Raw genomic sequence first — 26,854 nt, forward strand, 5'->3', positions numbered from 1 at the left:
GGGGAAGCAGCCCGCCGGTCCGGAACCGGATCCCGGTGACGGGGGGCTCCATGAGACGTACATGACCCATCTCGATGATCTGCGGAAGGCGCTCATCAAAGTGACCGTCGTCTTCCTCGCATTTTTCATCGGTGTTTTCTCGACGATCAATCTCTGGTTCCCGTATGTTACAAAAGGACACGAACTCGTCATTCTGGGTCCGCTGGAAGTCGTCAAGTTTTACATGACCATGTCAGGGGCGATCGCGCTTGGCCTGTCGCTCCCGTTCCTCTGCCATTTCATCTGGCAGTTCATCAAGCCGGGGCTGAATGAAAAAGAAGCGAAGTTCATCGGCCTTTATTCGCCGGTGATGCTCCTTCTCTTCCTGGGAGGAGTGGCTTTCGGATACTTTGTCATCCACCCGCTCAGCTACGGCTTCCTGCTTGGACTGGGAGCGGCGAACTTCGACGTCATGGTATCGGCTCAGGAGTACATGCGCTTCCTTCTAATGACGACGATGCCGATCGGCCTGCTGTTTGAACTGCCGATCGTCGCGCTCTTCCTCGGGGCGATCGGCCTGCTCACCGCCGATTCGATGAAGAAGGTCAGAAAGTGGTCGTATGTCTCCATTGCGGTCATTTCGGCGCTCATCACGCCGCCTGATTTCATCAGCCAGCTCCTCGTCCTCATTCCGATGGCCGTCCTGTATGAGGCTAGCATCTGGCTCGTCATGAAGACAGAACGGAAGCAGGCCGCGGCTGCCGCTGAATGATGAACTCAACTTAAATAAGCAGACGGATGGGATCTTCAAGTCCCGTCCGTCTGCTTTTCTGATGGCTCTTCATATAAAAAAACCCGGAGATCTCCGGGTTTTCGGCTGCCTCAATCAAAGAAGCTGGTGAGCAGGCCGCCTTTTTTCTGTGACTGAGATTTTCCGTTGTTCATCTGGGACTGGTGCTTCGGGGTGTTTTGATTTCCGCCGCCCGAAAAGTCATTGAACTGTTTTTTCAGCTTGTCCCGGGAGTCTTTGTTCCGCATCAGATAGGCCGCACCGAGTCCGACTGCTGCAAGCATCGCTTTATTCTTCATGTTGTTTGTCCTCCTTGTGCGTAGCGTCTGGCTTATGTATTCCCGGATTGGGTGGGGATAAACGGAAATGTCATGTCCAATTTTCGACAGACCGGAAAGACGAGACTGAAAATATTGCGTTCACGGAACATTCGTAGTAGGATTGAGGACGCTGGTTGGCGGTATCTGTCGAATTCAGCCGATTTCTATCAGAATATTCGGTTATAAAATTCAAATCGGACAGAAAGGAATCATGTTTGCATGCAAGAGAAACTTCCCTTTTCCAATTACTTTATTATCGGCGTCATGCTGTTTGCTCTATTTTTCGGGGCCGGCAACCTCATTTTCCCGGCTCAGCTCGGGCAGCTTGCGGGAGATCAGCTGTGGCCGTCGCTCATCGGATTTCTGATCACGGGGGTCGGACTGCCGTTCCTGAGCGTTCTGGCAATCGGCTATTCCGGCAGCCGGAACCTGCTGGAACTGTCCAGCCGGGTCCATCCGGTATACGGCGCCTTGTTCTCGTCTGTACTGTATCTGACGATCGGACCATTTTTTGCAGGGCCCCGGACAGGCGCTGTCGCCTATGAGATCGGCATTATGCCGTTTGTGGGCGAAGGAGCGGGGGCCGTTCCCCTGTTCCTGTTTACACTGATCTTCTTTGCCGTCACGCTATGGCTTTCTCTGAACCCGGCAAAAATCGTTGACCGGATCGGAAAGGTTCTGGCACCCGGCATCGTCGTCCTGTTGATTGTGCTGATCGGCATCGCCGTGTTCAAACCGATGGGCGCCCTCGGGGAAGCGAGCCCGGCGTACGCGGCGGAGCCGTTCCTCAACGGGTTCACCGAAGGCTACAACACGATGGACGCCATTGCGGCACTCGTGTTCGCCATCATCGTCATCAGTGCCATCAAGGGGATGGGGGTCACCACCCGGAAAGGCATTCTGAGCGCGACATTCAAAGCGGGGCTGACAGCCATCTCGCTTCTGGCGATCCTTTACATCGGCATCGCCTGGATCGGCGGAACGAGCGTCGAGCGCTTTGGTCTTTTTGAGACCGGCGGGCCGGTGCTCAGCAGTGCAGCCGAGTATTACTTCGGGAGTCTCGGGACGGTCCTCATGGCGGTGGTCATCACGCTCGCCTGCCTGACCACCGCCATCGGGCTCATCTCGTCCTGCGGTGAGTATTTCCATACGCTCATCCCGGCGGTCGGCTACAAAAAATGGGTCGTCGTGTTCACCGTATTCTCGTTCGTCGTGGCCAATTTCGGCCTGTCGAACATCATTACCTATTCGGTGCCGGTGCTCATGTTCCTGTACCCGCTGGCCATCTCCCTCCTGCTTCTGACCTTCACTTCGCCGCTCTTCAATCATGCGCGGCTCGTGTACATGGCTGCGACGGCGACGGCGTTTGTCATCGGTCTCGTTGACGGACTGAGCGCCCTTGCCAAGTCGCTAGAAACAGAGTTCGCCTGGCTCGAACCGGTGCTTTCATTCTTTAATGAACACCTGCCGCTCTACGAAGACGGCCTCGGCTGGGTCGTCCCGGTTGTCGCCGTCACCGTAATCACCGCCATCATCTCCCGGGCACTCGGCCTTTCATCGAAACTTGAAAGCGCGGAGGCTTGAAGAGGAATCAGAAAAAAGGGACCGCCTGGAGTATCGGCGGTCCCTTTCCTTATAGTCCGGTTCGAGTGTCAACCTTGTGGCCGGGAGTGTCAACTTCTGCATGGTGAGTATCAACATTCTCAAGGGGAGTGTCGACTTCACAGTGTCGAGTATTCACTTCCTTAATAAACGTTGTGTATCTGGGAGGAAACGTTGTTTATCTAAAGAAAAACGTTGTGTATCTGCGGCAAAACGTTGTTTATCTAAGCTGAGAGGTTAACAGATCTCTAATTGCAAATCAGTCTCTCTAATTGCAAATTCATGATTCTAATTGCAAATTTGCCTCTCTAATTGCAATTCCCCTGTTCTAATTGCAAATCTGCGACTCTAATTGCAAATCCCCCGTTCTAATTTCCACACTCCTTATTGCAATTCCCCGCGCCATCACGACTGTTTCACGACTCGTTCGTGCGGGTGGCTTTTAGTTCTCCGATGGCGGAGAGCCAGTTTGTTTTCATGAGGGCGGCGGCCCGTTCGCCGTCGCCGGCCGACATTGCCTCGATGATCGCTTCGTGTTCTTTGACGGACTGTTCCCGGAGGACGATGGCGTCGTGGAAGAATTGCCGGCGCACGTGGGCCTGGAGGTTGTCCACCATCGCCAGGATATACGGGTTTTCAGCCGTGTCGACGATGATCTGGTGGAAGTCCTCGTCCACCCGGATGGCGTCTTCATCGTTGCCTGATCGGACGGCTTCCGAAAACCGTTCATTCACCTCGGCCAGCCGGCGGGCGGTATCCGCATCCAGTTTCGGCGTGGCGGTTTCCGCGGACAGTGCCTGGAGCGCGGCGAGGGGAGGCAGCAGGTCGTTGATCGCTTCCGGATCGACTTCCGTCACCTGGGTCGCCTTGCCCGGATACATCTTGACGAATCCCCGGGTCTCCAGAAGCTGGAGGGATTCCCTGACGGGGGTCCGGCTCACGCCGAGCGCCTTGGCGATCTCCAGGTCGTTGAGCTTTTCTCCCGGCCGGAGCGTCCCGTCGATGATCCAGTGCTGCAATTGATTATAGGCGGCTTCCTTCGCAGAGAGCCGCACGGGTTTTGAGTGGTCTGAAGGAATCGGCATTTCTGTTCACCCCTGTCCCTGAAAAAAATGGGTATGATGAAGCGATTATACATCAAAACCAGCAGGCATGCCGGGCCAAATACAGTATTTGGGTCCTGTCGCCCTGAAAAGCAGTTGTCGGAAACGACTTCCGGCGATCCGCCGAATGCCGATTTTATTTTGAAACCTTGTATGCCCGCGGTCGTATGAACAGGTATACTTAAAGCAAACGCAAAGAACGGAAGGAGCACCAAATGACTAAGAAACTCTGGTTCCAGGCGGGAGTCGGAATTCTGCTCGCCTTGCTGATCATTCATTTCTTCATCAATATAAAAGGCATCTTCTCGCCGATCGGCATCATCCTGAAGACGATTTTCCTGCCGCTTCTCGTCGGCGGGGTCCTCTACTATTTGACCGAGCCGGTCCAGCGGTTCCTTGAGAAGCATAAGTTTCCGCGCTGGGCGAGCATCCTGAGTGCGCTTCTCCTCATCGTCGGCGTGTTCTGGGGGCTTTACGCCATGGTCGGACCGATGATCAACAAGCAGGTCAATGCATTCGTGGAAAACCTGCCGGAGATCCAGGAAGATGTCAAGGAAGCCGTCGATTACGTGCTGGACCGGCGTGATGAGTGGCCGGACTTCATTGAAAACGGGATCGAGACGGCCAAGGAGAAGGCGAACGAGATCACCATGAGTCTCGGCGGGGGGCTGGTCTCGTTTCTGACGGGGCTTTTCCAGACGGTCTTCATGCTGGTGCTCGTGCCGTTCTTCCTCGTCTACATGCTGAAAGACCATGAAAAGTTCATCCCGTTCGTCAGCAAATTCTTCAGGGGGGATACGAAGGCGTTCGTCGTCCGGACGCTGAAGGATGTGAACAGGACACTGAGCACGTATATCCAGGGACAGATGCTCGTCAGCCTGTGTGTCGGCATCATGCTGCTCATCGGCTATCTGGTCATCGGCCTCGAGTACGCGCTCATCCTCGCGATTTTCGGCTTGTTCATGAACCTCGTCCCGTTCATCGGTCCATGGGTTTCGGTTGTTCCTGCCTTGCTGATCGCCCTGATCCAGGATCCTAAGCTGCTCATCGGCGTCGGCATCGTCATGCTCGCCGCTCAGCAGATCGAGAGCAACCTGATCACCCCGAATGTCATGGGGAAATCGCTCGACATCCACCCGCTCACGGTCATCACGGTCATCCTCGCGGCAGGCAACATCGCCGGCTTCGTCGGCATCCTGCTCGCCGTGCCGGTTTATGCGGTCGGCAAGGTGATCATCGGCAATCTGTATGAACGCCGGAAGGAGATCCGGCAGGCAGCCACGAGCGACGTCGCCGCCAAATAATCAAACACCATGAAACCGCGGTCTGGCACCGCGGTTTTTGATTGCTCATTTTTCGAAATAAAGCGCCCGGTGCAGCTTGCAGCCCGGATTGAACGACGTTCCGCATTCCGGGCAGGACGGTTCCCCTTCCAGATACTCCCGGACAGTGAGCTGATGGCCGCAGCCGCCGCACAGCACCGCCCGCTCGTCAAAACGGTCTTTCGGCCACACTTCCGGGCTTCCGCAGCCGGCTTCTTCATGGCAGGCATGGCACGGAAACCAGTCTCCGCAGCAGAAGAACTTGATCGCAATGCGGTCGTTGTCCCTGTGATAATGCGCACATCGTGTTTCCCCATCGATGACCGGCCCCTTTATCTCCTCACCGTGGATCCGCACTCCGCATCCCTCCTTGTCAAAAACAGGTTGACTGCTTTTCTACTATTATATATCATGATATTAGTTAACTGAAAGAAGATAAAAGTTTACGCAAGAAGGGGAAATGAAAAATGGGAAATGAACGGCTGAAAATGATGATCCTCGCGGCACTGTTCGCCGCGCTCATGGGGGTGGGGGCTCAGATCATCATCCCGGTGCCGCCGGTTCCGTTTACCGCCCAGACACTCGTCCTGCCGCTGATGGCCATTATTCTCGGAAAACGTTACGGAACGCTGGCGGCCGTTTTGTATGTCCTGCTCGGGACGATCGGCATTCCGGTGTTCGCCGGCATGAAGGCGGGACTCGGCATCATCTTCGGACCGACGGGCGGGTTCATCCTCAGCTATATCCCGGCCGCTTTCCTGATCGGCTGGATTTTCGAAAAAGGAGGCGGACGGACAGCGGCAGCCGTTGCGGCGACCGTGGTCGGTGCGATGTTCATCCTGCTTGCCGGCACGGTGTGGCTCAAATACATGGGCAGCCTCCCGTGGTCCGGTGCGTTCGCCGGCGGCATGCTGCCGTTCATCATTCCGGATCTCATCAAAGCCGGATTCGCGGCGGTGGTCGGCGTCCTCGTCCGGAACCGGCTTGCATCAGCCAGGCTGCTGCCCGCCGCTCTGCGGTAAATAGACTTTCAGGCCTTCCGCGTTGGCGGGAGGCTTTTTGAATGGAAAGGACCGTTCCCGATATGCGGAAAGGTCCAACCTTCCGGCTCTGTTAAGATAGAGCCACTTCAACAAGATGGGAGTTTTCAAAATGAAAAAATGGTTAATGCTGATATTGATTGTCCTGCTCGCGGGCTGCGGCGACAAGGAAGAAGAAGCGGACGGGAAAACCGCACCGGCCGATGAAAACGCGGCGGAGGAAACAGCCGAGGAAAAAGCGGATGAAGGACCGGTCGAAGTCGATAAAGGGATTTTCAATGTGGAAGTGACCGTGCCGGCTTCGTTCTTTGAAGGAGAAGACGTGGACGAAGCCGTCCGGCAGGCAAATGAAGAAGGAGAAGCGGAAGCGGTCAAAAATCCGGACGGGTCCGTCTCATTCAAAATGACGAAAGCCGAGCACAAGGAAATGATGGGCGAACTCACTGAAGGGATCGACGAGCTCACCGCTGAACTGGAAGGAGACGAATATCCGTCCATCCGGAGTGTGGAAGCCGGCCGGAAATATCGGGAATTCACCGTGACGGTGGACCGGGAGCAGTATGAGAACTCCTTCGACGGCTTCTCATTGTTCGGAGTCGGATTTGCCGGGATGTATTATCAGCTGTTCGACGGCGTGAAGGCGGATGATCTCCGCGTCAATGTCCGGATGAAGGACGAAGAGACCGGAGAAATCTTCAATGAACTGCAATTCCCCGAGGTGCTTGAAGAGATGGAAAACGAAATGGGCGAAGGCGAATGAAACGGAAAGTCCGGCGGTCGGCATCAGTGCCGCGCCGGGCTTTTTGAAAAGGAATCGTGTTTTTGTCATGGGCATAGTGTGATTCTCCGAAAAGCGGGAAAGGTAGAAGATGAACGAACAAACAGGAGGGAATCATACGATGGACCATATGGAGAGAAGTTCGTCCACGGAACGGATGCAGCCCGTCACGTCCGTCAACAGCGGGGACGGCGTGCCGATGGGCGAGGACTTGTACAGCTTCACTGTCCAGATTGTCAATGTGATTTTCTACGGCAAGCCCGGCCCCGGCAATGAATGGGTCCTGATCGATGCCGGCATGCCGAAAGCGGGCGGGAAGGTGATCGAGGAAGCGGAAACCCGGTTCGGCGAAAACAACCCGCCGAAGGCGATCATTATGACGCACGCCCACTTCGACCATGTCGGCGGACTGATTGATATTCTCGAGAAATGGGACGTGCCGGTCTACGCACACCCGCTGGAGATTCCGTACATCACCGGGAAGAAAGATTATCCGGATCCCGACATGACGGTCGAAGGCGGCATGGTCGCCAAAATGTCCAAGATGTTCCCGACCGAAGCCGTCGACATCGGCGGCCGGGCCCGCGAACTGCCGGCGGACGGCACGGTCCCCCATATGCCGGGCTGGCGCTGGATCCATACACCGGGGCACTCGGAGGGCCATGTGTCGCTGTTCCGCGAATCGGACGGCGCCCTCATCGCCGGGGATGCGTTCGTCACGGTGAAGCAGGACTCCCTGTATAAAGTGATGACCCAGGAACTTGAGATCAGCGGCCCGCCGGTTTATTTGACCCCGGACTGGGAATCCGCCGAGCAGTCGGTCAAGGCGCTGGCCATGCTTCAGCCGCAGATGGCGCTCACCGGCCACGGCGTCCCGGTGAGCGGCGAATACCTCCAGGAGCATCTCGGTCAACTGGCCGCCCGCTTCAAGGAACTGGCCGTCCCGGATCACGGGAAATGGGTCGACGACCAAGACAAGTGAATGAGCCTGTTTCAGACCTGCAGCGGAGATCCGTATGCAGGTTTTTGTGCTGGCTGCCGGCCGGCCGGTTTTGTTGCGGGCAACCGGGTGGCGGATCCCGCCAACGCTTCCCGGTCTTACACGGTCATATTGGCGAACGCGCAATTCTCCTCCCGAAACAGGATGGTTGACGGAGATATACCCCGGGGTGTATATTCAACTTACCCCATGAGGTATATCGATCAATCCGGGAGGAGAGGTAAAAAGATGTTTTTCCAATCATTTTTTGACGAACGGCTGGCGCAGTATGCGTATCTCGTCGGCTGCCAGCGGACCGGAGAGGCCGTCATCATCGACCCTCCCCGGCACTCGGAAGAAATCATTGCACGTGCCGCCAAGGAAGGGCTCCACATTTCAGCTGCTGCGGAAACGCATATCCACGCGGACTTCACATCGGGCGCCCGGCAGCTCGCCCACGACCTCGACGCCACGCTTTATCTTTCAGATGAAGGCGGGGAGGACTGGCACTACAGCTACCTCGATGGCGTCGATGCCGTCTTGCTGAAAGACGGGGATGTCTTCTCGATCGGCAACATCGAATTCAAAGTCATGCACACACCGGGGCATACGCCGGAGAGCCTATCATTCATCCTGACGGACAGGGGCGGCGGTGCGGACGAGCCGATGGGCATCTTCACCGGCGATTTCGTGTTCGTCGGCGACGTCGGACGGCCGGACCTGCTGGAGAAGGCGGCCGGCATTGCCGATACGGCAGCCGAAGGGGCGCGTCAGATGTTTCATTCCGTGCAGAAATTCAAGGAACTGCCGGATTATCTGATCGTCTGGCCGGGCCACGGCGCGGGATCGGCATGCGGCAAGTCGCTCGGCGCAGTCCCGGTCACGACCGTCGGCTATGAGAAGCGGTTCAACTGGGCGATGAAAGAGAACGATGAAAAAGCCTTCGCCGACCGGCTTCTCGACGGCCAGCCGGAAGCCCCGGCCTACTTTGCCATGATGAAGAAAGTGAACAAGGAAGGGCCGGCGCTTCTTGGAGGCGGACCGATCCCCGTCATCGAAGACCCGGAACGGTTCAGCCGGCTCGCAGAAGGGGACCATGCCCTCGTCCTCGACACGCGCCCTGCGGCCGAAGCGGAAAAGGCGCTCGTGAAAGGGTCGATCAATATCCCGTTCAACAAATCGTTCGTGAACTGGGCGGGATGGCTGATCGGCTATGGTGAATCTCTCTTGATCGTTGCAGAAGAAGGCCTGGAAGATGAAATCCGCCACGCATTGGAATCAATCCATCTCGACCGCATCCGGGCGTTCGTCCGGCCGCAAGCAGCCCTCGCGGCAGGAGAAACGGACGCGTATGCAACCTTGTCGGCGGATCAATTCGAAGAGGCGAAGAAAGATGGCCGGGCATACGTGCTCGACGTCCGGAATGATTCGGAATGGGCAGCCGGCCGCATGCCGGAGGCCGTCCACTATTTCCTCGGCCATCTCCGGGACGAAGAGCTGCCGGGAGACCGCCGGCTCCTCGTTCATTGCCAGAGCGGCGCCCGGTCGGCGATCGCGGCAAGCATCCTGAAGGCCCGCGGATTCCGTGAAGTGGAACATCTGGCCGGCGGCTTCGGAAAGTATGAACAGGAAGGCCATGCTATAGTGAAGTAAAGCGACGGACCGCCGAGGCGAGGCAACGCCGGACCGGTCCGGGAAGGAGCAGACAGATGGAATACGACCAGAAAGTCAAAAACCGTTTGCGCCGTGTCGAAGGGCAAGTGAAAGGCGTCCTCCAGATGATGGAGGAGGGGCGGGACTGCAGAGAGGTCGTGATGCAGCTTCGGGCGATCAAGAGCGCGCTCGATCGGACCATCGGCGTCGTCGTCAGCACGAATCTGGAGACATGCGTGCGGGAAAGCATCGAATCCGGCGAGGATACGAGCGCGCACGTCCAGGAAGCGATCGATCTTCTCGTCAAATCGAACTGAACCGGAAGGAAGCGAAAACCGATATGAAATGGATCATCATTGCGGCCATCGTCCTGTTCCTCATCTGGCGCCTCAAGCCGGCAAAGGGCGTCCGGACGGCGGACACGCAAGCACTGAAAGGCATGCTCGGCGATCAAACGAAGCAGTTCATCGATGTCCGGACCCCTGCCGAATACAAAGGCCGCCACATCAAGGAATTCAAGAACATCCCGCTGAACACGCTGCCGCAGAAGGCCTCTTCGCTCGACAAGTCGAAAGAGACGGTCGTCATCTGCCAGAGCGGGATGCGCAGCGCACAGGCGGCACGCATTCTTAAAAAACAGGGATTTGAAAATGTCGTGAACATCCGGGGCGGCATGGGAGCCTGGAACGGTTGAGTTTTGGGGACTTGACGCTCCCGTTCATCCTGGCGATCTTCGCCATCGGATTCGCCGGCTCATTCATCTCCGGCCTTGTCGGGATCGGCGGGGCCATCGTGAATTACCCGATGCTGCTTTATATCCCGCCGATGCTCGGCTTCGCCGCGTTCACCGCCCATGAAGTCGCAGGGATCAGCGCCGTCCAGGTCATCTTTGCGACGATCGGCGGCGTATGGGCTTACCGGAACAGCGGCTATCTGAACAAAAAACTGATCATCACGATGGGGATCGCCGTCATCGCCGGCAGTTTCCTCGGCGGATTCGGCTCCTCGGGCATGAGCGAGCTCGCCGTCAATGTCGTCTACGGAATTTTGGCCGTCATTGCGGCTGTGCTCATGTTCATCCCGCAAAAGAAATCGGAGGAAAAGACGGACGGCGAAGTGGAGTTTTCGGTGCCGATTGCGGCTGTCCTGGCATTCATCGTCGGGGTGAGCGCGGGAATCGTCGGTGCGGGGGGATCATTCCTTCTCGTGCCGATCATGCTGACGGTGCTGCGCATTCCGGCGCGCACGACGATCGCCACGTCACTCGCCGTCACGTTCATCTCGTCGATCGGCTCGACCGCGGGCAAAGTGTTCACCGGCCAGGTGCTGCTCTGGCCTGCGGTCATCCTGACGATCGCCAGCCTCATCGCTTCGCCGCTCGGGGCGAAGGTTGGACAGAAGATCAACACGAACATGCTGAAATGGATCCTCGCCGTCCTGATCGCCGCGACTGCGCTCAACATTTGGCGCACCCTGATCATGGAGTGGATTTGACCGTGCGGGGATAGGGAAATGAGAGAATGGTGACCAGCCAAAAAGGAGAGAAATCGTAAATGAAAACCATCACAAACGAAGAATACCTCGAAGTTGCACAAATCGGGAAAGTGACGCTGATCGACGTACGTGAACCGGATGAATTCGCGGCCGGCCATGCACCGGGCGCTGTCAGCATCCCGCTCGGACAGATTGAAGACCGTGCGGATGAGATTCCGGCGGAAGGCGACGTCTACATCATGTGCCGTTCGGGCGGCCGCGCCGGCATGGCCTGCGACACGCTCGAAACGCTCGGCCGCAAGAACCTGATCCGCGTGGCGCCCGGCATGGGCGAATGGGACGGACCGGTGGAATAACAGAAAAGGCAGCCCCCTGCGAAACGGGAGGCTGCCTTTATTTCTTCAGCGGGCAAAATCCGCACTGCATGAGGCCGGGGACATCTTTCGAGTGGCAGCAGGTCGTGCGGACCGTCGTGTTCAGGAGATCCGACGGGCGCCGGTCCTGGAGATAACGCGCGAAAAGCGATTCCTTGGCGAGGCCTTCCCACGTCCGGCCGTCCTTCAGGATGTCCAGCACCGCCTGCGCCTCTGCGGCCGTGTATGGATCGTTGAGCAATACATGGAAATGATAGAGGAGGAAGCCGAACATATTCTCCCAGTGGGTGAGGGAAGAGGCGGGCGACACGGTGCGCAGCGGGTCGGACACGTCTTTCACATAGGTTCGCAAAATGGCCCGGACCGTTCCCCGGTGTTCGTCCGGATCGGCCGGCCGGAACGTCCCGCCGGTGAGAAACTGGCTGACGGTCAGGTTGCCGTATTCCTCGATCGCCCCGAACCCGAGCTCCTCATCCGGCCCTTCCCAGATCTCTTCGTAGACGATGAGCATGTACAGCTGCATCGCTGTGAACATGCCGAGCCGGCGGGTGAAGAAGGAAGCCGCGACCGTCCGGTTTTTTGTCCGGCTCACGGCCTGCACGAGATCGAGCGCGGCGGACGGATCTTCTTTCAGCGATTTCAGGGTAAACAGAGGATGGGCGGGTTCCCCAAGGTAGATGCTGTAACTATTCAGTTGCCTTTTCATATCGGGCGTCAAGTTCATCATAGGACCATTATAGCGCACGCGCGCCATGCTGAATAAGGAATGCTATGCTATGTTTAAAAGAGAAATCCGGGAGAAAGGGGGTCAGCCCTTGGAACGGTTAGCCGTAATGACTGTCGGAAAAACGCACAGCGGGAAAACGACATTTGCACATATGCTTGCCGGAGAACTTCCCGGTTCGGTCGTGATCGACCAGGACCTTCAGGCGAAGTTTTTGAACAAGTACTACCCGCAGCTTCTCCCGAAAAACGGGCCAAATCTCATCAAAAACGCCCTGACCCGCACGGTCGCCGAGCATGCCGTGGAAAACACGGACTGCCACCTCATCATTTCGAACTCGAACCTGAGCGGGGAGGACCGTCGGACGTGGCTCGATTACTACAAGGAAAAAGGGTTCACGACCGTCCTCGTCTTTTTCAATCTGTCAGAAGACATGCTGCGCCTGCGCATCCGCAGAAGTACGAGGAGCACGAACATCTTCCGGGTGAGCCTGACGTTCGGCGACCTGCTTGACCGCCAGCTGAAGGCGTACCCCGCAACCGGGCCGTCCGCCGGGGAAGCGGATCATCTGCTGACGGTCCATCACGGAAAAGATGTCGAACCGGTCATCGGACGGATCCTGGATATTTCCCGAGGAAAGGGGCGGCGCGCATGAAAATCCTCGTCGACGCGGACGGCTGTCCCGTCGTGAATGAAACGATCCGGACGGCGGGCCGACTCGGGGTCCCCGTCCTCCTCCTCTGCGACACAGCGCATGAGATGTTCCGGGAGGGCGCGGAGACGATCATCGTCTCAAAAGGTGCCGACTCGGTCGACTTTTCGCTCGTGAACCGGGTGGACAAAGGGGATATCGTCGTCACCCAGGATTATGGCCTGGCTGCAATGGTCCTCGCAAAAGGCGGCCGCCCGATCGACCAGAACGGCCGGCTCTACACGGAAGGGAACATCGACTCCCTCCTCGCCAGCCGCCACTTCTCCCGGAAAGTCCGGGATGCGGGCGGCCGCATGAAAGGCCCGAAAAAGCGGAGGCCCGAAGCGAACATCCAATTTGAACGGAATCTGGAAGCGCTCATCCACGAGCGCACGGGAAGGGAAGAACAGTGATGGCGTTTGTCTGGTTCATCCTAGCGGCGGCAGTAACGGTGTTCGCCGCCATCAAACTATCAAATTACGCGGACGTGCTCAGCACGAAAACCGCGATGGGCGGCCTGCTCGTCGGGACGCTCCTGCTGGCGGGCGCGACATCGCTCCCCGAAGTAACGACGAGCATCTCGGCCGTCCTCATTGACAACCCTGACATCGCGATCGGGAACGTCGTCGGCTCGAACATGTTCAACTTGTTCATCTTCGCCTGCTTCGACCTGTTCTACAGGAAAAACCACCTGCTCGAACAGGCCGGACGCAGCCACCTGTACACGGCCGGCACCGGCTTCGTGCTCATGGCGATCACGTACCTGTCGCTCACATTCCATCCCGGCTGGTCGGTGCTCGGCGTCGGACTGGACGCCATCGTCCTCGTCCTCATCTACGCGGCCGGCATGGTGATCGTCGGCCGCGTCTCCCGGAACCTGTCCGGCGAGCCGGCCGCTCCGGCCCACGATCTGGCCGAAGAAACCGCCACCGGAAATGAAGACGTCACCGTCCGTCGCGCGATCATCGGCTTCAGCCTGGCAGCACTCCTCATCATGGGCGCCGGCACGGTCCTCTCCATCATGGGCGACCGGATCGCCGTCATCACCGGACTCGGCTCAAGCTTCGTCGGCAGCTTCCTCATCGCGGCGACCACCTCGCTCCCGGAAGCCGTCTCGGTGTATGTCGCGCTCAAATTCCGCAACGTCAACCTGGCGCTCGGCGGGATCCTCGGCTCAAACATGTTCAACATGCTGATCATCTTCCTCGCCGACCTCTTCTACCGCGACGGCCCCGTGCTCTCCGCCGGCGACCCGTCGCACCGCATCACCGCGCTCGTCGTGCTCGCCCTGTCCGCGGTCATCCTGTTCGCCCTCGCCCGGCGCCGGACGAAATCCAACTTTTCGTACGCCCTGCCGTCCGCACTCATCATCGTCGGCTACTTCGTCGCATCGTATCTGATGTTCCAGGGGTAGGCGTGGCGTGAGGACGTGGGGGCATGGCGGCGGATAAAGATAACGTTTCGGCGGATAAAGATAACGTTCCCCTGACCATAAGCCCGCCCCGGACTCCGGGGCGGGCTTATTTTGGTGAATCGATTGAAGTGCCTTCGCGTTGGAGCGTGTTCATGAGGTGAGTGTGAGCGGAGCGAGGCCGAGTGTAATCGGAGGGCGATCGAGTGTAATCGGAGAACGTCTGAGTGTAATCGGAGGGCACCCGAGTGTAATCGGAAGGCGACAGGCTGCGATCGCATTGATGAGGGCCATGTCCAAGACGTCCTCTGATGGAGCACAGTCCCGAATCGAACGATTGCCCTCTCGAATCGAACGATTGCACCCGCGAATCGAACGATTACCCTCTCGAATCGAACGAATACGCCTCCGAATCGAACGATTCCCTTTCAGGCTGAGCGCCTACACGCAACACCGGGCGGGCTCATATCCTGAACGGGAAGGGGTGAAGGCGCATGACAATGACAAACAACCCGGTTGAAGTGGAACGCGAAGAATGGAAAAAGCGGCAGATGAAAGAACGGCTGAAGCAGCTTCTCACCGTCTCCTCCCCGATCTTCATGCTGCTGTTGTGGGAAGTCCTGTCCCGGACCGCCATGATCGATCCGCGGTTCTTCCCGCCGCCGACCGAAATCGTGGCGACGTTCTGGGAACTGCTCGCAAGCGGCGAACTCATGAGCCATATCGGTGTATCGCTTTACCGGATCTTCGCCGGATTCCTGCTCGGGGTGATTCCGGGCATCGTGATCGGCCTCCTCATGGGTCTGTATTCGCCGATCCGGCATTTCGTCCAGCCGATCGTCATGGCGCTCATGCCGATCCCGACGCTGGCCCTTCTGCCGATCATCATTATCCTGTTCGGCATCGGGGACCTGTCGAAAGTCGTCACGATCGCCGGGAGCGTGTTCTTCCCGGTCGTGATCAACACGGCCGCGGGCGTCCTGAACATCGAGCAGATTCATATGGACGTGGCGAAAAACTACGGGGCGGATTCGAAGGACTACTTCATGAAAATCGCGTTTCCCGGTGCGCTCCCGGTCATGCTCGAAGGCATCCAGATGGGCCAGGCAATCGCCCTCCTGACCATCGTGGCCGCGGAAATGATGGGCTCCGTGTCGGGGATCGGGTTCCTCATCTGGACTTCATACAAGGCGTTCCTCCTGAAAAAGATGTACGTCGGACTGATTCTCATTTCATTCTTCGGCTATCTGTTCTCCCTGCTGCTCCGCGGCCTGCAACGCAAAATCCTGAGATGGAGGTGACCGCATGACCGATGACGTGAAGATCCGCATCCGCAACCTGACGAAAGTCTTTTATAAAAAAGGGGAAAGCATCACGGCGCTCGACGGGCTGTCGCTCGACATCCATGACGGTGAATTCGTCTGCCTCGTCGGACCGAGCGGATGCGGCAAGACGACACTGCTCCGCATTCTGGCCGACCTCGAACAGCCGAGCGCCGGCGAGTTCTCGATCCGTTCCGGCAAGGAAGACCGCCCGCTCCAGTCGATGGTGTTCCAGGAGCGGGGGGTCATCCCGTGGCTCACCGTCCGCAACAACGTGGCATTCGGCCTCCAGATGAGGAAACTGCCGGCGAACGTGATCCGCGAACGGACCGACTATTACCTCGAGAAAACGGGACTGATGGCGTTCGCCGACCGGTTCCCGAAAGAACTGTCGGGGGGCATGAAGCAACGGGTGTCGATCGCCCGGGCATTCGCGAACGATCCGGAAATCCTGCTCATGGACGAACCGTTCGCCGCGCTCGACGAGCAAAATAAATTCATTCTCCAAGAGGAGCTTCTCCAGATCTGGGCCGAAACGAAAAAGACGGTTTTATTCATCACCCACAGCATCGACGAGGCGCTCCTCCTGTCCGACCGGATCCTCCTCATGAGCGCGCAGCCCGGCCGGATCACCGACGAAGTCCGGGTGGACACACCGCGGCCGCGCACAATGGAAGCGATCCGCGCCGACCCGAAAGTGGCCGAACAGTTCGTCCACGTGCTGAAGCATCTGCAGGATGAGGTTCAGCGGTCGAGGAAGTGAAGTTCGTAGTTAATCGCAATGAGAAGGAGGATATTAGTGGGGAAAGGGATTTGGAAATTCGGTTTTATCCTGTTTGCCGCAATGCTGCTTGTGCTCGGGGGATGCGCAAAGAAAGAACCGGCGGCCCCTGCGAAGCCGGCCGAAAAACCGGAGGAGGCCCCGTCCGGCGACCTGGCGCCGCTTGAGGAGCGGGTCACCGTCATGATCGCCGAAGACGGAGCGGCGTCCGGCGCCGGATTCTACATCGCCAAGGAAAAAGGCTATTTTGAGGACTACAACATTGACGTGAAGTTCGCCCAGTTCGCGAACAGCGACGAAATGCTCCCGGCGCTCGCGGCGGGCGAAGTGGACATCGCGGGCGGCGTGTCGACCGCCTCGTTCTTCAACGCGATCGCCCAGGGGATCGACGTCCGGATCATCGCCGACAAAGGCCACAACGTGCCGGGCAAGTCGTACTTCACATTCGTCACCGGCGTGGACAGCGACATCAAGGACTACGCCGACATGAAAGGCAAGAAAATCGCCGTCTCGTCCCGCAACTCGATCGACAGTTATATCTTCGACATGATGATCGAGCACGCCGGACTCACGGAAGACGACGTCGAATTCGTGCTCATCGCCGACTTCGGCAGCATGCTCGGCGCGATCGACAACGGATCGGTCGACGCTGCGCTGAGCATCGAGCCGCTCATCACGCAAGGCGTGGAGAACGGCATGCACCAGCGATTCCTCGACGCGACCGACTACGCGCCGGAATCCCAGATTGCGATGGTGCTCGGCTCACCGCAGTTCATGACGCAGGAGAAGGAAATCTCGCTCCGTTTCATGCTCGCCTACCTGAAGGGCCTGCGCGACTACAACGACGCGTTCTTCAAGGACGACGGCAAAGACGAAGTGATCGACATCATGGTGAAGCACACCGCGCTGAAAGACCCGGAACTGTGGGAAAAGGTGTACGTGACCGGGCTCGACCCGGACGGCAAGATGTTCGTCGAAGACATCCGGAAACAATTTGAGCATTATAAAGCCGCGGGCGCCATCTCCGGAGACATCGATTTCGACACGGCGATCGACACCTCGATCACCGAAGAAGCGCTGAAAATCCTCGGGCCGTACGACGGCGGCTGAATGGCCGGCTCATAACTGGAGTTTTCTTGAGCCGGACCGGAAGATAGGGTATAATGGCATAAGAAAGATGGACTACGAAATGAAAAGGACCGGATGCGCGAACATCCGGCCCGAACGCAGCCTGTGCCCGGACGGGACGTCAGGCAAATAAGAGACAATGGCCGTCCCATCCTTTTGGCCGAGGTGGGGACGGTCATTCTTTTTTGGAAATGACGACAATGAGCGTCACGACAAGCGTCAGAAACCCGACGATCGAGCCGGCCAGCGAGATGGCCAACCCTGCCGCTTCGGCGATTGTCATAGGCATCACCCCCTTCCGGAGGATCCGCCCGCCCCGCACATGGCTGCCATCTTATTATACCACAAATGAGAACGCATGTTCTTAATTTTAAGATCCGATAAAGTGATTTAAAGAGAAACCAGCCTCTGCATGCCGGGACTCCGCCGTCCGGTTGGCCGGATAAACCGCGGCTTGTCCGAAAAACCGGCCGCCGATGTGTGCCCGTCGGCAAAAACGGGAACACAAAAGGGAAGGAATACGACGGAGGAGGGACTTACATGAAAGTGAAATATGCATGGCCGGTCCTCATCGCCGGCACGCTCGTCCTTGGAGCGTGCGGAGAGACCACCAACGAATCCACGGATGCCGAGCAGGCACCCGCGCTCGAAGAAGACGGCGCCGGGGCGTCTGCAGGAGATTCGGGGACAGATAACACAGCAACGGACGACTCCGCCGCAGAAGACGCAGCCGTCGGCGGCAGCGACGGACCGGACGACCCGGTCAGCTCCGACGCCGCCGACGCAACCGGACAGGAAGAAATGCAGCAAAAGATGGACGAACTGAACTACACGGAATTCGAACTCGAAGTCGAATACGCGGAAGGCAAAGAATACGAAGCCGAAATCGAACGCAAGAGCGACAACACCGTAAAAGCCAAGGTCGAAGACGAACTGAACGGCGTGAAAAAGAACGGCCTCGACGCCTTCAACGACCTGTACCCGCTCGTGGAGCAGATGACCATCAGCTCCGGAACCGCAAAAGAAGACGCCATCCGCGAAGTCCTCTCCACCTTCAGCCTGCCCGACGACTACACTAAATTCGAGCTGGAGCTCCGCTTCAAGGACGACGGCACGGAGTATGAGATCGAAGACCGGAAGTGACAGGATGAGTGAATGACAACTTCGCTCCGTTGAGTGTTAACTTTCGGGTGACGGGCGTCAACTTCGAAAGAATGAGAGTCAACTTCGGAAATCACATCAAAAGCGATCCGCTGGGCAGGTTCCGGCGGATCGCTTTTTTTACGGCGAAGGGCGGTATTACTGTAGAGCGTTATCTTTATCCCGTAAAACGTTATCTTTATCCGGCACAGCGTTATCTTTATTTCCCGAAACGTTATCTTTATCCTGCGAAACGTTATCTATTTTCTTTTCGAGCGACTGACCATTGAATGTTCTGCAGAAAGGGGTGTGAAGCCACCCGAAGCCGCGGGAAGAGATCTCCTGAAAGAGTCCAGCCAAGAGAAGGATTGATGGTCAAGTATAAAGTGATCCAGGGTCTTGAACGGCCAGTGGGTGGCTGTTCCCTTTGAAGCGGTAGCAAACAGACGCGAGTGAGTGGCTTTCCGGTGTGAGTGAGTACCTTTTCACTTATCACCCCAGCGGGAAAGGAGTCCATCTGAAAAAAGTCCGTCCCGAACGTTCCGGGACGGACTTTTCTTATGCTTCTACCGTCGCTTTCAGCTTTGCGAGCATCGTCTGGAAGCTGTGGAGCGACATGCCGATGATGATGACGGCGATGCCGCCGAGCGCGATCGGTCCCGGGAGCGGGAGCGAGAGGAGGATCATTTCGCCGGCGAGGGCGAAGACGATTTCAAGTGACTGTGTCGCTTCAACGGCGGCGAGCCGGCCTTGGTCATGGCGCGCCAGGTCGGTCGCCATGAAGAACAGGGTCGTCGCAACGACACCCGACGAGACGGCGACGATGAACGACTGGACGACCTGGCCCCACGACGGCCAGCCGACGGTCACGACCGCCACCACCGCCAGGACAATCCAGAACGGCAGCGAAGCGAGTGTCATCGCAAGCACGCGCTGAAATGTATCGAGCCGGCCGCCGAGCGCTTCCATCATCTTCCGGTTGCCGAGCGGGTAGGCGAATGCAGCCACGACGATCGGCAAGATTCCGAGAAGGATCGTCTTCCCGCCGACCGTGCCGGCGTGCGGGAGCTGGATGAGCACAACACCGAGCAGGATGATCAGCGAGATGCCGAGCGAGATGAGCGGAATTTTATGGCGCACCACCCGCTCACGGCCCCCCTCCTTCACGGCGAACGTGAACAGCGGGGCGAGCAGCACGCCCGCCACAATTGTCAGCTGCCATGTGCCCGCGACAAGCCACCCCGGGCTGAACGCCGCCGCAAACGTCAGGGGTGCATAGAACAGCACGAACGCGAAGAAGCTCCAGACGAGAAACGGGCCGGGGATGCGCTTCATTTCCGAAATCGAACCTTTGATCCCGCGCCGGGCGGCGACGATGAGAAGCAGGAACGGCACCATGAAGAGAAAGCGGAGCGACGCGCTCCACATCCAGCTGCCGCCGTCTAGCTCCATCGACCGGTTCAGCACGAACGTCACGGCGAAGAACAGCGAGGCGAGGACGCCGAGTGCGATCTCTTTCATGGGAAAAGCCCTCCTTTACGCGCGTTCTTCGTACAGCTTCACCATTTCGATGATGACGTTCGCCGCTTTTTCCATGTCATCGGCGGAGATGAACTCATACTTGCCGTGATAGTTGTCGCCGCCCGTGAAGATGTTCGGCGTCGGCATGCCCATGAACGACAGCTGGGAGCCGTCCGTGCCGCCGCGGACCGGAATGATATTCGGCTTGATATCAAGCTTGCCGAATGCATCGGCCGCAATGTCGACGATGTGCATGACCGGTTCGATCTTCTCGGCCATATTATAGTACTGGTCGTTCAGGTCAAGCTCGACGGCACCTTCGCCGTACTCGGCATTCAGTTTCGCCGCTGTTTCTTCCATCAGCTTCTTCTTCGCTTCGAACTTCTTGCGGTCGTGGTCGCGGATGATGTAGGACAGCGTCGTCTTCTCGACCGTGCCGTCGACGTACATGAGGTGAATGAAGCCCTCGTAGTCGTCCGTCTTCTGAGGAATCTCGTCTTCCGGCATCGCCGCCTGGAATTCATGCGCGATGAGGATCGCGTTCACCATCTTATCTTTCGCGGAGCCCGGATGGATGTTCGTGCCGTGGAAGATAACCTTCGCGGCGGCCGCATTGAAGCTTTCATATTGGAGCTCGCCGAGCGGGCCGCCGTCCATCGTGTAGGCGAATTCCGCACCAAACGCCCCCACGTCGAACTTGTGCGGGCCACGGCCGATCTCCTCATCCGGCGTGAATGCGACGCGCAGCTTGCCGTGCTTGATCTCCGGATGTTCGGCCAAGTATTCCATCGCCGTCATGATCTCCGCGATGCCCGCCTTGTTGTCGGCACCGAGCAGCGTCGTGCCGTCGGTCGTGATGAGCGTGTGGCCGACATAGTTTTTCAGCTGCGGGAACACGGACTCTTCCATCACCGTATTTTCATTCAGCCGGATGTCGCCGCCCTCGTAGCTGTCAATCCGCTGCGGATTCACGTTCTTGCCCGTGTAGTCGGTCGCCGTGTCCACGTGCGCGAGAAAGCCGATCACCGGCACGTCCTTGTTCGTGTTTGCCAGCAGCGTCCCGAACAGATAGCCGTTGTCATCAAGCGTGATGTCGGTCAGGCCGACTTCCTTCATTTCCTTCTCAAGCACGTGAAGCAGGTCCCACTGTCCCGCAGTCGACGGCGTTGTCGTGCTTTCCTCATTCGACTGGGTATCAATCTTCGCATAGCGCACGAGGCGCTCGATCAGCTTTTCTTTCATTTCAGGTGCCCCCTCGTTCTAAATGAATTCCGAATAGTACCATTCTAACAGAATGGCGGGGAGGAAGGAATGGCATGCCCCTCGGTCAAAACGTTGTGTATCTGCGGCGAAACGTTTTGTATCTCAGCAGAAACGTTGTGTATCTATGGCGAAACGTTTCGTATCTCAGCAAAAACGTTATGTAGCTGCCGTCCCCCCTCATTCCCCTTCCGTCACCGTCTCCAAAAATGCCCCAACCGCCGCGCGTTCGGCCATGAGCGGAGCGTGAAGCAGGGAGAAGGTCCGCTTTTGGGGCGGCAGTCCGGCGTCGAGCCGGACCAGATAACCTGCACCGAGTCCGTCTCGGGCGGCGTGAACCGAGATGGCGGCGATGCCGAGGCCGGCTTTCACTGCCTGGAGGACGCCGCCGTTGGACCGGATGATGAGCCGCTTCGGCGCCACGTGGCCGATTGATCGTAATAAATGATCGCTGTGTTCACGCGTGCCCGATCCTTCTTCCCGGGTGATCCAGCGGGCGTTCTGGAGGTCCTCCGCAGTGACGGTCTGCCGGACGGCGAGCGGGTGGCCGGCGCCGGCGATGATGATCAGCTCGTCTTCCATGAACGGGACGGCAATCAGGCTGTCTTGCCGCACGGTGCCTTCGACGCATCCGACGTCACAGCGGAATTCATGGACCATCGACTCGACTTCCTCCGTGTTGGCGATGGCGATATCGAGTTCGAGTTTCGGGTGCGCCAGGAGCAGTGGGGCGAGAAGGCGGGGGAGGACGTATTCGCCGATCGTGTTGCTCGCGGCGATCATCAGCGTGCCGGTCAGCTCGCCGCTCTGGCGGATCATGTCTTCCTTCGTTTCCTCGGCGAGCGCGATGAGCTGCTTCGCCCGGTCATACAGCAGCCGTCCGGCCGGCGTGATGCGGAATTGTTTTTTCGTCCGGATGATGAGTTCCGTGCCGAATTCCTCCTCGAGCTGCTTGATGTGCAGGCTGACAGTCGGCTGGGCGAGGTTCAGCGCTTCGCCCGCTTTCGTGAAGTTTTTCAGTTCGACGACCGCGGCGTATGTGTGAAGCTGTTCGAGCAGCATGGGCGGCGTCCTCCTTTGTATCAGTTTTTATAATCGATTTTATCACGAAACCTCATTTTACTGATGAATTAATCCCTTCTATAATAAAACCATAAGAAGTTCAGGAAGGGGTCTTCATTCATGAAAAGCAAAGGATTTTGGACGGGCATCGGCCTGACGCTCATCCTGGCGGTCATCGCCAAGCTCGCGGCCGGCCTGCCGTATATATCGCTGATCGGCCCGCTCGTTTTCGCCATCCTGCTCGGGATGCTGTGGAACACATTCCTGCCGGTCAAAGCCGAGTGGGAACCGGGCACGACGTTCGCGTCGAAAAAACTGCTTCGCGCCGGGATCATCCTGCTCGGGATGCGCCTGAATCTCGCGGACATCGCGGCCGCCGGGTGGCCCGCATTCAGCCTTGCCGCCATTTCGGTCGTCGTCGGGATCGCCGCCGTCTACGCGGCAGCAAAAGTCATGAAATCCGACCCGGAAATCGGCTTCCTCACCGCATGCGGAACAGGGATCTGCGGAGCCGCGGCCATTGTCGCCGTTTCCACGCAGAAGAAATCAAAACCGGAAGAGACCGCCGTCAGTGTGGCGATCATCGCGATCATGGGGACGCTGTTCACCTTCGCCTATGCACTCCTGTATCCGGTGCTCGGGCTCGGAGACAAGGCGTACGGCATGTTCGCCGGCGGCACGCTCCATGAAATCGCCCATGTCGTCGCGGCCGGTGACGCGGCGGGCACCGTGTCGCTCGACTATGCGCTCGTCGTGAAACTCACGCGGGTCGTCCTGCTCGTCTTCGTCGCTTCCGCGGTCGGCTTCTGGGCGGCCCGGAAAGAACGTGGCGAAGGCGGGCCGAAGCTCACCTGGAAGACGCTCCCGATTCCGTGGTTCATCTTCGGCTTCCTCGCCGTGAGTGCGCTTTACTCGACGGGCATCGTTCCGGAAGCGGTCGCTGCCAAACTCGTTGACCTCGCCTACCTGCTCATGGCAATGGCGATGGCCGGGCTCGGGCTCGGCGTCTCCTTCAGCGCATTCCGCCGGGCGGGCATGAAGCCGTTCGTTGCCTGCCTGATCGGCTCGATCGTCCTGGCCGCCGTCGTGTATGGCTATGTGGTACTCGTGGCGTGACCCGACAATGAATAAAAAAAGATCGCTTCCTTTGCGGTGCGGGTCATCCCCGCCTACAAAGGAGCGATCTTTTTAATTGGGAAGCAGATGAATGGAAAGCGGCCGTTAAGCAATCCCGCTTCTCTTCAATGTTTCAATCTGCTCTTTTCTAAAAGGCCAATGTTCGAAGGTGAGGCCCGTCTCCGACATGAATCCCAAATCATCAGGATGAACGGCAAATATGCCGCCGTCCATCCACTTCGGCAGATTGAGCATCACGAGTGCCCGGCAGTCAAAGGTCCGGGTCACTTCCTTAATCTGCTCAGCCGTGATGCCATTTTCATTGAGAAAACCTTGCAGCTTATTCATCAGGCAGGCAATCGCTTCGTCGGTATTATACTCAATCCGGCTTACTTCATCCGGGCTCAACTGGAAAGCGACGGTCCAAAAAGAAAATTGGGCGTTGCCATGCCCGCTCAAAAAATTATGTTCCCCTGCGTCAAAATGAAAAGTGGCCTTGATTCCAAGGGCAGCATTCAGATCTTTTGCAGTGAACTTCCTGATCGGACGCCCAATGTCTTCAGAATAAGCATCGGGATCAGACATGAAACAGAAATTGAGAACAACGTTTTCAGTGAACATAGCATCTTCCTTACTTAGCATAATAGTGAGCGTTCAACCTTCGTTTAGTTAAATATACAATAAACAGAACTTATTAAAAATGAGTCAACATTGCTAAAAAGTTTCTTCCATGAGTTTGGGTGAATCCGTTCAGGCCGCTTCCGATGACGCTCGGGGCCTCTGCGATAACACTCGGGCCCCCTCCGATCACACTCGCAGCCTCTGCGATGACACTCACAGGCCCTCCGATCACACTCATGGCCTTCAATGCCGCTCCTTCTCATTACCGCCGACGCCCCACACGAAAAAACAGCGCATCGCCGCCTGAAATCAGGTCGACGTGCGCTGTTTCTTCAATATCAATCCGGGACGTTGTAGTGTTTGTGGGAAACAACGGTCAGATCTGAAGCGGCTCCGATCCTCTTCGCATCCTCGTCGGAGATTTTGACGATGACCGAGTTCTCGAGAATCTTGACGATCGTGCCGAATACTTCATGGTCATTGCGGACGAACGAAACCAGCTCGCCCGCTTTCCGGGCCGCCACAAATGGCGACAGTTCCTTCTGCTTTGCAGGAAAAGCCACTCCCATCCACCCCTTCAATCTTATTGGTTAAACAAAAAAGCCCGGGTGTTCATCCCTGGGCGTACGCGGGAGCGGCACGGTTGCCGAACCTCCAGACGGGTTGTCTACTCCCATTATAGCACACTTTGACATTATTCGCTCATCCCGTCTCTTCAGCCGATTTTAAAGGCAGATTGGACACAGTGTCTAAGGATAAAAGAAATCATTACACACAAGAGTAGAAGAATCAGAATATTCTATCCAATAAAATGTTCATAGACAACTTATTGAGCATCAACACAGATCAGATGTAAGCGTTATCAGTAAAAACACAGGACAAGAGGGGGGTACATTCATGAAAGCGACATTTAAAACGCCCAAAAGCGGAAAGGGTTGGTTCGGTCTGTTGGGGCTTTTTGTGATTGTCTTGCTAGGAGGATGGCCGATCATCCCGTTGCTGAACAATGACTTGATTATTTTGGGCATGCCGACATTAATGGCTTGGTCTATCTTGCTCATTATTTTGACGACCGGACTGCTTATTCTCTTGAATAAAATGGGGGTGAATGACTGATGGCAACTTGGATTCCGTTCTTGATTACAATTGCTTACATGGTGGTTGCCGTTTGGCTTGGATTTGGCGCCGGGAAAGGGCGCAAGATGGATACTGTTGAGGAGTGGGGCGTTGCGGGGCGAAGCCTGGGCCCTCTTGTCATGTATCTCTTGGTCGGGGCGGGCGGCGTCAGTGCCTACACGTTCATGGGTGCACCTGGATGGGCGCACTCAAAAGGAGTACCGGCATTATATGTTGTTGTTTATCTGACTTTCATGGCAATTACCGCATGGTACCTGGGTCCTCGTGTATGGGAGCTGGGAGTAAAGCACAACCATGTTACCCAGGGAGCGGCGATTACCCATCGATATGAGAGTCCTGCCCTTGGCGCGCTCACCTCGATGGTTACCTCTATTGGGATTCTTGCTTACGCAGTCATTCAAACAACAGGGGCGGCTTACATCCTGAATGTGATGAGCCACGGCGTGATACCGGTATGGGCCGGGGTGTTCCTGTCACTTGGAGTCATCTCGATCTACCTCTTCCGAAGTGGCCTTAGAGCGATCGGAATTACGAACGCCTTCCAAGGAGGCTTGATGATGGTGGTCTCCTGGGCGGTGGGTCTATGGGCAATCTTCCAATTCACAGGAGGCTTCTCCTTTGGCCCGGTGTTCGAGCGGGTCCGTGCCGAAGCTCCGCAATTCCTCACCTTGCCTGGCAATCTGGGGGACATGGGCTTCGCCTTCTGGACCACCTCCATCCTGATCTCCATGGTGTCTGTTTGGCAGACCCACTGGATTCAGTGGATGGGAGCAGATTCAAGGAAGTCTATTCGTACTGCGGCTACACTGCTTCCAACGTTCTACATTGTTTGCATTCCCATGCTGGTCGTCGGGTTTATAGGAATCTTCATGTACCCAACCATCGCTAATTCGGACACTGTCGCTATTCAGATGGCAATTGATAACATGCCGATCGTCATCGCCGGTCTCCTTGGTGCGGGGACATTGGCTGCGGCTATGTCCTCCAGTGAGCCGTGCATTCACTCTACCGCGTTAAGTTACAGCAAGGATATTATCCAGCCGATTTTCAAACTATCTGATGAGAGGGCCGGCAAGATGACACGTTGGTTGATCTTCCCGATCATGTTGTTCATCGTCGCGCCAATCTCTATTGCTGAGCCGGCCAGCCTCGTTTACATCCTTTTAATCGGCTACGGCTTCATCGGCCAGGCAATGCCGGCGCTCATCGGTATGTTCTTCTGGCCGCGTGCAACCAAACATGGAGCTCTTTGGGGACTGGCCGCTGGTTTTGTCCTGACACTGATCTTTTCGGTCTGGTATCCGCATCCGCTCGGCATCCACGCAGGAATCTGGGGCTTGTTCATTAATCTACCCGTTTTCTTCATTGTTTCTCTGCTAACACAGCCGGTGTCGAGAAAAACAGTCGAGGACTTCTTCCCGGATATGGTTGATGAGCTTTATGAGGAAGAGCCAGACCTGGCAAATCCGGTACCCGTTTTAAACATGGCCCAAATTAAGGAGTGAT

The 26,854-nt window shown here is 57.2% G+C and carries 31 protein-coding genes; 22 read left to right on the top strand and 9 right to left on the bottom strand.

What is annotated here, in order from left to right; all coding sequences use genetic code 11:
• The coding region (tatC, locus tag BN1189_RS05975; RefSeq protein WP_052455671.1) for a twin-arginine translocase subunit TatC at positions 1–751 on the top strand (751 nt) is incomplete at its 5' end.
• A gap of 110 nt (positions 752–861) precedes the next feature.
• Here the strand turns inward: tatC and BN1189_RS05980 are convergent.
• Complete coding sequence (locus BN1189_RS05980) at positions 862–1,068, bottom strand: hypothetical protein (RefSeq protein WP_040226515.1); 207 nt, start codon at positions 1,066–1,068, stop codon at positions 862–864.
• A 240-nt stretch (positions 1,069–1,308) separates the two neighbouring features.
• On the opposite strand from BN1189_RS05980, the gene brnQ reads away from it, so the two are divergent.
• Entirely contained in the window at positions 1,309–2,673 is a 1,365-nt protein-coding gene (gene brnQ / locus BN1189_RS05985) for a branched-chain amino acid transport system II carrier protein (RefSeq protein ID WP_040226516.1), read from the top strand.
• 434 nt (positions 2,674–3,107) lie between these two features.
• Here the strand turns inward: brnQ and BN1189_RS05990 are convergent, their stop codons facing one another.
• Positions 3,108–3,776 carry a GntR family transcriptional regulator gene (locus BN1189_RS05990; RefSeq protein WP_040226517.1) on the bottom strand — a complete coding sequence of 223 codons (669 nt, stop codon included), beginning with the start codon at positions 3,774–3,776 and terminating at the stop codon, positions 3,108–3,110.
• A 233-nt stretch (positions 3,777–4,009) separates the two neighbouring features.
• Here BN1189_RS05990 and BN1189_RS05995 point away from each other — a divergent pair, with 233 nt between their 5' ends.
• Complete coding sequence (locus tag BN1189_RS05995; protein ID WP_040226518.1) at positions 4,010–5,098, top strand: AI-2E family transporter; 1,089 nt, start codon at positions 4,010–4,012, stop codon at positions 5,096–5,098.
• A 45-nt stretch (positions 5,099–5,143) separates the two neighbouring features.
• Here the strand turns inward: BN1189_RS05995 and BN1189_RS06000 are convergent, their stop codons facing one another.
• A complete protein-coding gene (locus BN1189_RS06000) occupies positions 5,144–5,473 on the bottom strand; it encodes a CHY zinc finger protein (RefSeq protein ID WP_040226520.1) in 330 nt (109 codons plus the stop codon).
• A 110-nt stretch (positions 5,474–5,583) separates the two neighbouring features.
• Here BN1189_RS06000 and BN1189_RS06005 point away from each other — a divergent pair, with 110 nt between their 5' ends.
• From BN1189_RS06005 to BN1189_RS06040, 8 genes are all read left to right on the top strand, one after another.
• Positions 5,584–6,138: a biotin transporter BioY gene (locus BN1189_RS06005; protein WP_040226522.1), complete on the top strand. Its 555-nt coding sequence runs from the start codon at positions 5,584–5,586 to the stop codon at positions 6,136–6,138.
• 130 nt (positions 6,139–6,268) lie between these two features.
• Entirely contained in the window at positions 6,269–6,916 is a 648-nt protein-coding gene (locus BN1189_RS06010) for a hypothetical protein (RefSeq protein WP_040226524.1), read from the top strand.
• A 139-nt stretch (positions 6,917–7,055) separates the two neighbouring features.
• Positions 7,056–7,916: an MBL fold metallo-hydrolase gene (locus BN1189_RS06015; protein ID WP_040226525.1), complete on the top strand. Its 861-nt coding sequence runs from the start codon at positions 7,056–7,058 to the stop codon at positions 7,914–7,916.
• 246 nt (positions 7,917–8,162) lie between these two features.
• Positions 8,163–9,566 (top strand): MBL fold metallo-hydrolase, encoded by a 1,404-nt coding sequence (locus BN1189_RS06020; RefSeq protein WP_040226527.1) that lies wholly within the window; start codon positions 8,163–8,165, stop codon positions 9,564–9,566.
• Between the two features lie 56 nt (positions 9,567–9,622).
• Positions 9,623–9,883 (top strand): metal-sensitive transcriptional regulator, encoded by a 261-nt coding sequence (locus BN1189_RS06025; protein WP_040226529.1) that lies wholly within the window; start codon positions 9,623–9,625, stop codon positions 9,881–9,883.
• A 23-nt stretch (positions 9,884–9,906) separates the two neighbouring features.
• Positions 9,907–10,260 (top strand): rhodanese-like domain-containing protein, encoded by a 354-nt coding sequence (locus BN1189_RS06030; protein ID WP_040226533.1) that lies wholly within the window; start codon positions 9,907–9,909, stop codon positions 10,258–10,260.
• Entirely contained in the window at positions 10,257–11,060 is an 804-nt protein-coding gene (locus tag BN1189_RS06035) for a sulfite exporter TauE/SafE family protein (RefSeq protein WP_257125387.1), read from the top strand. The genes BN1189_RS06030 and BN1189_RS06035 overlap by 4 nt, the downstream gene beginning before the upstream one ends.
• 59 nt (positions 11,061–11,119) lie before the next feature.
• The gene (locus tag BN1189_RS06040; RefSeq protein WP_052455672.1) at positions 11,120–11,416 is read left to right on the top strand and encodes a rhodanese-like domain-containing protein; all 297 of its coding nucleotides are present in this window, start codon (positions 11,120–11,122) and stop codon (positions 11,414–11,416) included.
• Positions 11,417–11,453: 37 nt separating this feature from the next.
• Here the strand turns inward: BN1189_RS06040 and BN1189_RS06045 are convergent, their stop codons facing one another.
• Entirely contained in the window at positions 11,454–12,140 is a 687-nt protein-coding gene (locus BN1189_RS06045; RefSeq protein ID WP_257125388.1) for a hypothetical protein, read from the bottom strand.
• Between the two features lie 109 nt (positions 12,141–12,249).
• Between BN1189_RS06045 and BN1189_RS06050 the strand changes: the two genes are divergently transcribed.
• From BN1189_RS06050 to BN1189_RS15810, 8 genes are all read left to right on the top strand, one after another.
• Positions 12,250–12,813 (top strand): AAA family ATPase, encoded by a 564-nt coding sequence (locus BN1189_RS06050; RefSeq protein WP_040226539.1) that lies wholly within the window; start codon positions 12,250–12,252, stop codon positions 12,811–12,813.
• Entirely contained in the window at positions 12,810–13,262 is a 453-nt protein-coding gene (locus tag BN1189_RS06055) for a YaiI/YqxD family protein (RefSeq protein WP_040226540.1), read from the top strand. Before BN1189_RS06050 ends, BN1189_RS06055 begins: the two co-directional genes overlap by 4 nt.
• Positions 13,262–14,263, top strand: a complete 1,002-nt coding sequence (locus BN1189_RS06060) for a sodium:calcium antiporter (protein ID WP_040226541.1) — start codon at positions 13,262–13,264, stop codon at positions 14,261–14,263. The genes BN1189_RS06055 and BN1189_RS06060 overlap by 1 nt, the downstream gene beginning before the upstream one ends.
• 491 nt (positions 14,264–14,754) lie before the next feature.
• Entirely contained in the window at positions 14,755–15,561 is an 807-nt protein-coding gene (locus BN1189_RS06065) for an ABC transporter permease (RefSeq protein WP_040226542.1), read from the top strand.
• Positions 15,562–15,565: 4 nt separating this feature from the next.
• On the top strand, positions 15,566–16,345 hold the full coding sequence (locus BN1189_RS06070; protein WP_040226544.1) for an ABC transporter ATP-binding protein: 780 nt from the start codon (positions 15,566–15,568) through the stop codon (positions 16,343–16,345).
• A gap of 81 nt (positions 16,346–16,426) precedes the next feature.
• Positions 16,427–17,473 (top strand): ABC transporter substrate-binding protein, encoded by a 1,047-nt coding sequence (locus tag BN1189_RS06075; RefSeq protein ID WP_040226625.1) that lies wholly within the window; start codon positions 16,427–16,429, stop codon positions 17,471–17,473.
• Positions 17,474–18,031: 558 nt separating this feature from the next.
• On the top strand, positions 18,032–18,634 hold the full coding sequence (locus tag BN1189_RS06080; RefSeq protein ID WP_040226545.1) for a YusW family protein: 603 nt from the start codon (positions 18,032–18,034) through the stop codon (positions 18,632–18,634).
• Between the two features lie 8 nt (positions 18,635–18,642).
• Positions 18,643–18,921 (top strand): hypothetical protein, encoded by a 279-nt coding sequence (locus tag BN1189_RS15810; protein WP_143242256.1) that lies wholly within the window; start codon positions 18,643–18,645, stop codon positions 18,919–18,921.
• Positions 18,922–19,189: 268 nt separating this feature from the next.
• Here the strand turns inward: BN1189_RS15810 and BN1189_RS06085 are convergent, their stop codons facing one another.
• The 3 genes from BN1189_RS06085 to BN1189_RS06095 all read right to left on the bottom strand — a co-directional run bounded on the left by BN1189_RS06085 (position 19,190) and on the right by BN1189_RS06095 (position 22,474).
• The gene (locus BN1189_RS06085) at positions 19,190–20,152 is read right to left on the bottom strand and encodes a DMT family transporter (protein ID WP_040226546.1); all 963 of its coding nucleotides are present in this window, start codon (positions 20,150–20,152) and stop codon (positions 19,190–19,192) included.
• Between the two features lie 15 nt (positions 20,153–20,167).
• Positions 20,168–21,394, bottom strand: a complete 1,227-nt coding sequence (pepT, locus tag BN1189_RS06090) for a peptidase T (protein ID WP_040226547.1) — start codon at positions 21,392–21,394, stop codon at positions 20,168–20,170.
• 198 nt (positions 21,395–21,592) lie between these two features.
• Positions 21,593–22,474 carry a LysR family transcriptional regulator gene (locus tag BN1189_RS06095; RefSeq protein WP_040226550.1) on the bottom strand — a complete coding sequence of 294 codons (882 nt, stop codon included), beginning with the start codon at positions 22,472–22,474 and terminating at the stop codon, positions 21,593–21,595.
• A gap of 120 nt (positions 22,475–22,594) precedes the next feature.
• On the opposite strand from BN1189_RS06095, the gene BN1189_RS06100 reads away from it, so the two are divergent.
• Entirely contained in the window at positions 22,595–23,590 is a 996-nt protein-coding gene (locus BN1189_RS06100) for a YeiH family protein (protein ID WP_040226552.1), read from the top strand.
• A gap of 105 nt (positions 23,591–23,695) precedes the next feature.
• On the opposite strand, the gene BN1189_RS06105 is transcribed toward BN1189_RS06100, so the two are convergent.
• On the bottom strand, positions 23,696–24,211 hold the full coding sequence (locus BN1189_RS06105; RefSeq protein WP_143242257.1) for a hypothetical protein: 516 nt from the start codon (positions 24,209–24,211) through the stop codon (positions 23,696–23,698).
• A 338-nt stretch (positions 24,212–24,549) separates the two neighbouring features.
• The gene (locus BN1189_RS06110) at positions 24,550–24,780 is read right to left on the bottom strand and encodes a DUF2187 family protein (RefSeq protein ID WP_040226554.1); all 231 of its coding nucleotides are present in this window, start codon (positions 24,778–24,780) and stop codon (positions 24,550–24,552) included.
• Positions 24,781–25,108: 328 nt separating this feature from the next.
• On the opposite strand from BN1189_RS06110, the gene BN1189_RS06115 reads away from it, so the two are divergent.
• Together BN1189_RS06115 and BN1189_RS06120 are read left to right on the top strand one after the other, a co-directional pair.
• Entirely contained in the window at positions 25,109–25,327 is a 219-nt protein-coding gene (locus BN1189_RS06115) for a hypothetical protein (RefSeq protein ID WP_040226556.1), read from the top strand.
• Complete coding sequence (locus tag BN1189_RS06120) at positions 25,327–26,853, top strand: sodium:solute symporter family protein (RefSeq protein ID WP_052455674.1); 1,527 nt, start codon at positions 25,327–25,329, stop codon at positions 26,851–26,853. Before BN1189_RS06115 ends, BN1189_RS06120 begins: the two co-directional genes overlap by 1 nt.
• The last annotated feature ends 1 nt before the right edge of the window (position 26,854 follow it).

Source organism: Bhargavaea cecembensis (assembly GCF_000826125.2).
GTDB lineage: Bacteria > Bacillota > Bacilli > Bacillales_A > Planococcaceae > Bhargavaea > Bhargavaea cecembensis_B.

Coding starts and splice junctions, on each gene's coding strand:
- BN1189_RS05980 (WP_040226515.1), bottom strand. CDS start 1,068: ATGAAGAATAAAGCGATGCTTGCAGCAGTCGGACTCGGTGCGGCCTAT.
- brnQ (WP_040226516.1), top strand. CDS start 1,309: ATGCAAGAGAAACTTCCCTTTTCCAATTACTTTATTATCGGCGTCATG.
- BN1189_RS05990 (WP_040226517.1), bottom strand. CDS start 3,776: ATGCCGATTCCTTCAGACCACTCAAAACCCGTGCGGCTCTCTGCGAAG.
- BN1189_RS05995 (WP_040226518.1), top strand. CDS start 4,010: ATGACTAAGAAACTCTGGTTCCAGGCGGGAGTCGGAATTCTGCTCGCC.
- BN1189_RS06005 (WP_040226522.1), top strand. CDS start 5,584: ATGGGAAATGAACGGCTGAAAATGATGATCCTCGCGGCACTGTTCGCC.
- BN1189_RS06010 (WP_040226524.1), top strand. CDS start 6,269: ATGAAAAAATGGTTAATGCTGATATTGATTGTCCTGCTCGCGGGCTGC.
- BN1189_RS06015 (WP_040226525.1), top strand. CDS start 7,056: ATGGACCATATGGAGAGAAGTTCGTCCACGGAACGGATGCAGCCCGTC.
- BN1189_RS06020 (WP_040226527.1), top strand. CDS start 8,163: ATGTTTTTCCAATCATTTTTTGACGAACGGCTGGCGCAGTATGCGTAT.
- BN1189_RS06025 (WP_040226529.1), top strand. CDS start 9,623: ATGGAATACGACCAGAAAGTCAAAAACCGTTTGCGCCGTGTCGAAGGG.
- BN1189_RS06030 (WP_040226533.1), top strand. CDS start 9,907: ATGAAATGGATCATCATTGCGGCCATCGTCCTGTTCCTCATCTGGCGC.
- BN1189_RS06040 (WP_052455672.1), top strand. CDS start 11,120: ATGAAAACCATCACAAACGAAGAATACCTCGAAGTTGCACAAATCGGG.
- BN1189_RS06045 (WP_257125388.1), bottom strand. CDS start 12,140: ATGAAAAGGCAACTGAATAGTTACAGCATCTACCTTGGGGAACCCGCC.
- BN1189_RS06055 (WP_040226540.1), top strand. CDS start 12,810: ATGAAAATCCTCGTCGACGCGGACGGCTGTCCCGTCGTGAATGAAACG.
- BN1189_RS06060 (WP_040226541.1), top strand. CDS start 13,262: ATGGCGTTTGTCTGGTTCATCCTAGCGGCGGCAGTAACGGTGTTCGCC.
- BN1189_RS06065 (WP_040226542.1), top strand. CDS start 14,755: ATGACAATGACAAACAACCCGGTTGAAGTGGAACGCGAAGAATGGAAA.
- BN1189_RS06070 (WP_040226544.1), top strand. CDS start 15,566: ATGACCGATGACGTGAAGATCCGCATCCGCAACCTGACGAAAGTCTTT.
- BN1189_RS06075 (WP_040226625.1), top strand. CDS start 16,427: ATGCTGCTTGTGCTCGGGGGATGCGCAAAGAAAGAACCGGCGGCCCCT.
- BN1189_RS06080 (WP_040226545.1), top strand. CDS start 18,032: ATGAAAGTGAAATATGCATGGCCGGTCCTCATCGCCGGCACGCTCGTC.
- BN1189_RS06085 (WP_040226546.1), bottom strand. CDS start 20,152: ATGAAAGAGATCGCACTCGGCGTCCTCGCCTCGCTGTTCTTCGCCGTG.
- pepT (WP_040226547.1), bottom strand. CDS start 21,394: ATGAAAGAAAAGCTGATCGAGCGCCTCGTGCGCTATGCGAAGATTGAT.
- BN1189_RS06095 (WP_040226550.1), bottom strand. CDS start 22,474: ATGCTGCTCGAACAGCTTCACACATACGCCGCGGTCGTCGAACTGAAA.
- BN1189_RS06100 (WP_040226552.1), top strand. CDS start 22,595: ATGAAAAGCAAAGGATTTTGGACGGGCATCGGCCTGACGCTCATCCTG.
- BN1189_RS06105 (WP_143242257.1), bottom strand. CDS start 24,211: ATGTTCACTGAAAACGTTGTTCTCAATTTCTGTTTCATGTCTGATCCC.
- BN1189_RS06110 (WP_040226554.1), bottom strand. CDS start 24,780: ATGGGAGTGGCTTTTCCTGCAAAGCAGAAGGAACTGTCGCCATTTGTG.
- BN1189_RS06115 (WP_040226556.1), top strand. CDS start 25,109: ATGAAAGCGACATTTAAAACGCCCAAAAGCGGAAAGGGTTGGTTCGGT.
- BN1189_RS06120 (WP_052455674.1), top strand. CDS start 25,327: ATGGCAACTTGGATTCCGTTCTTGATTACAATTGCTTACATGGTGGTT.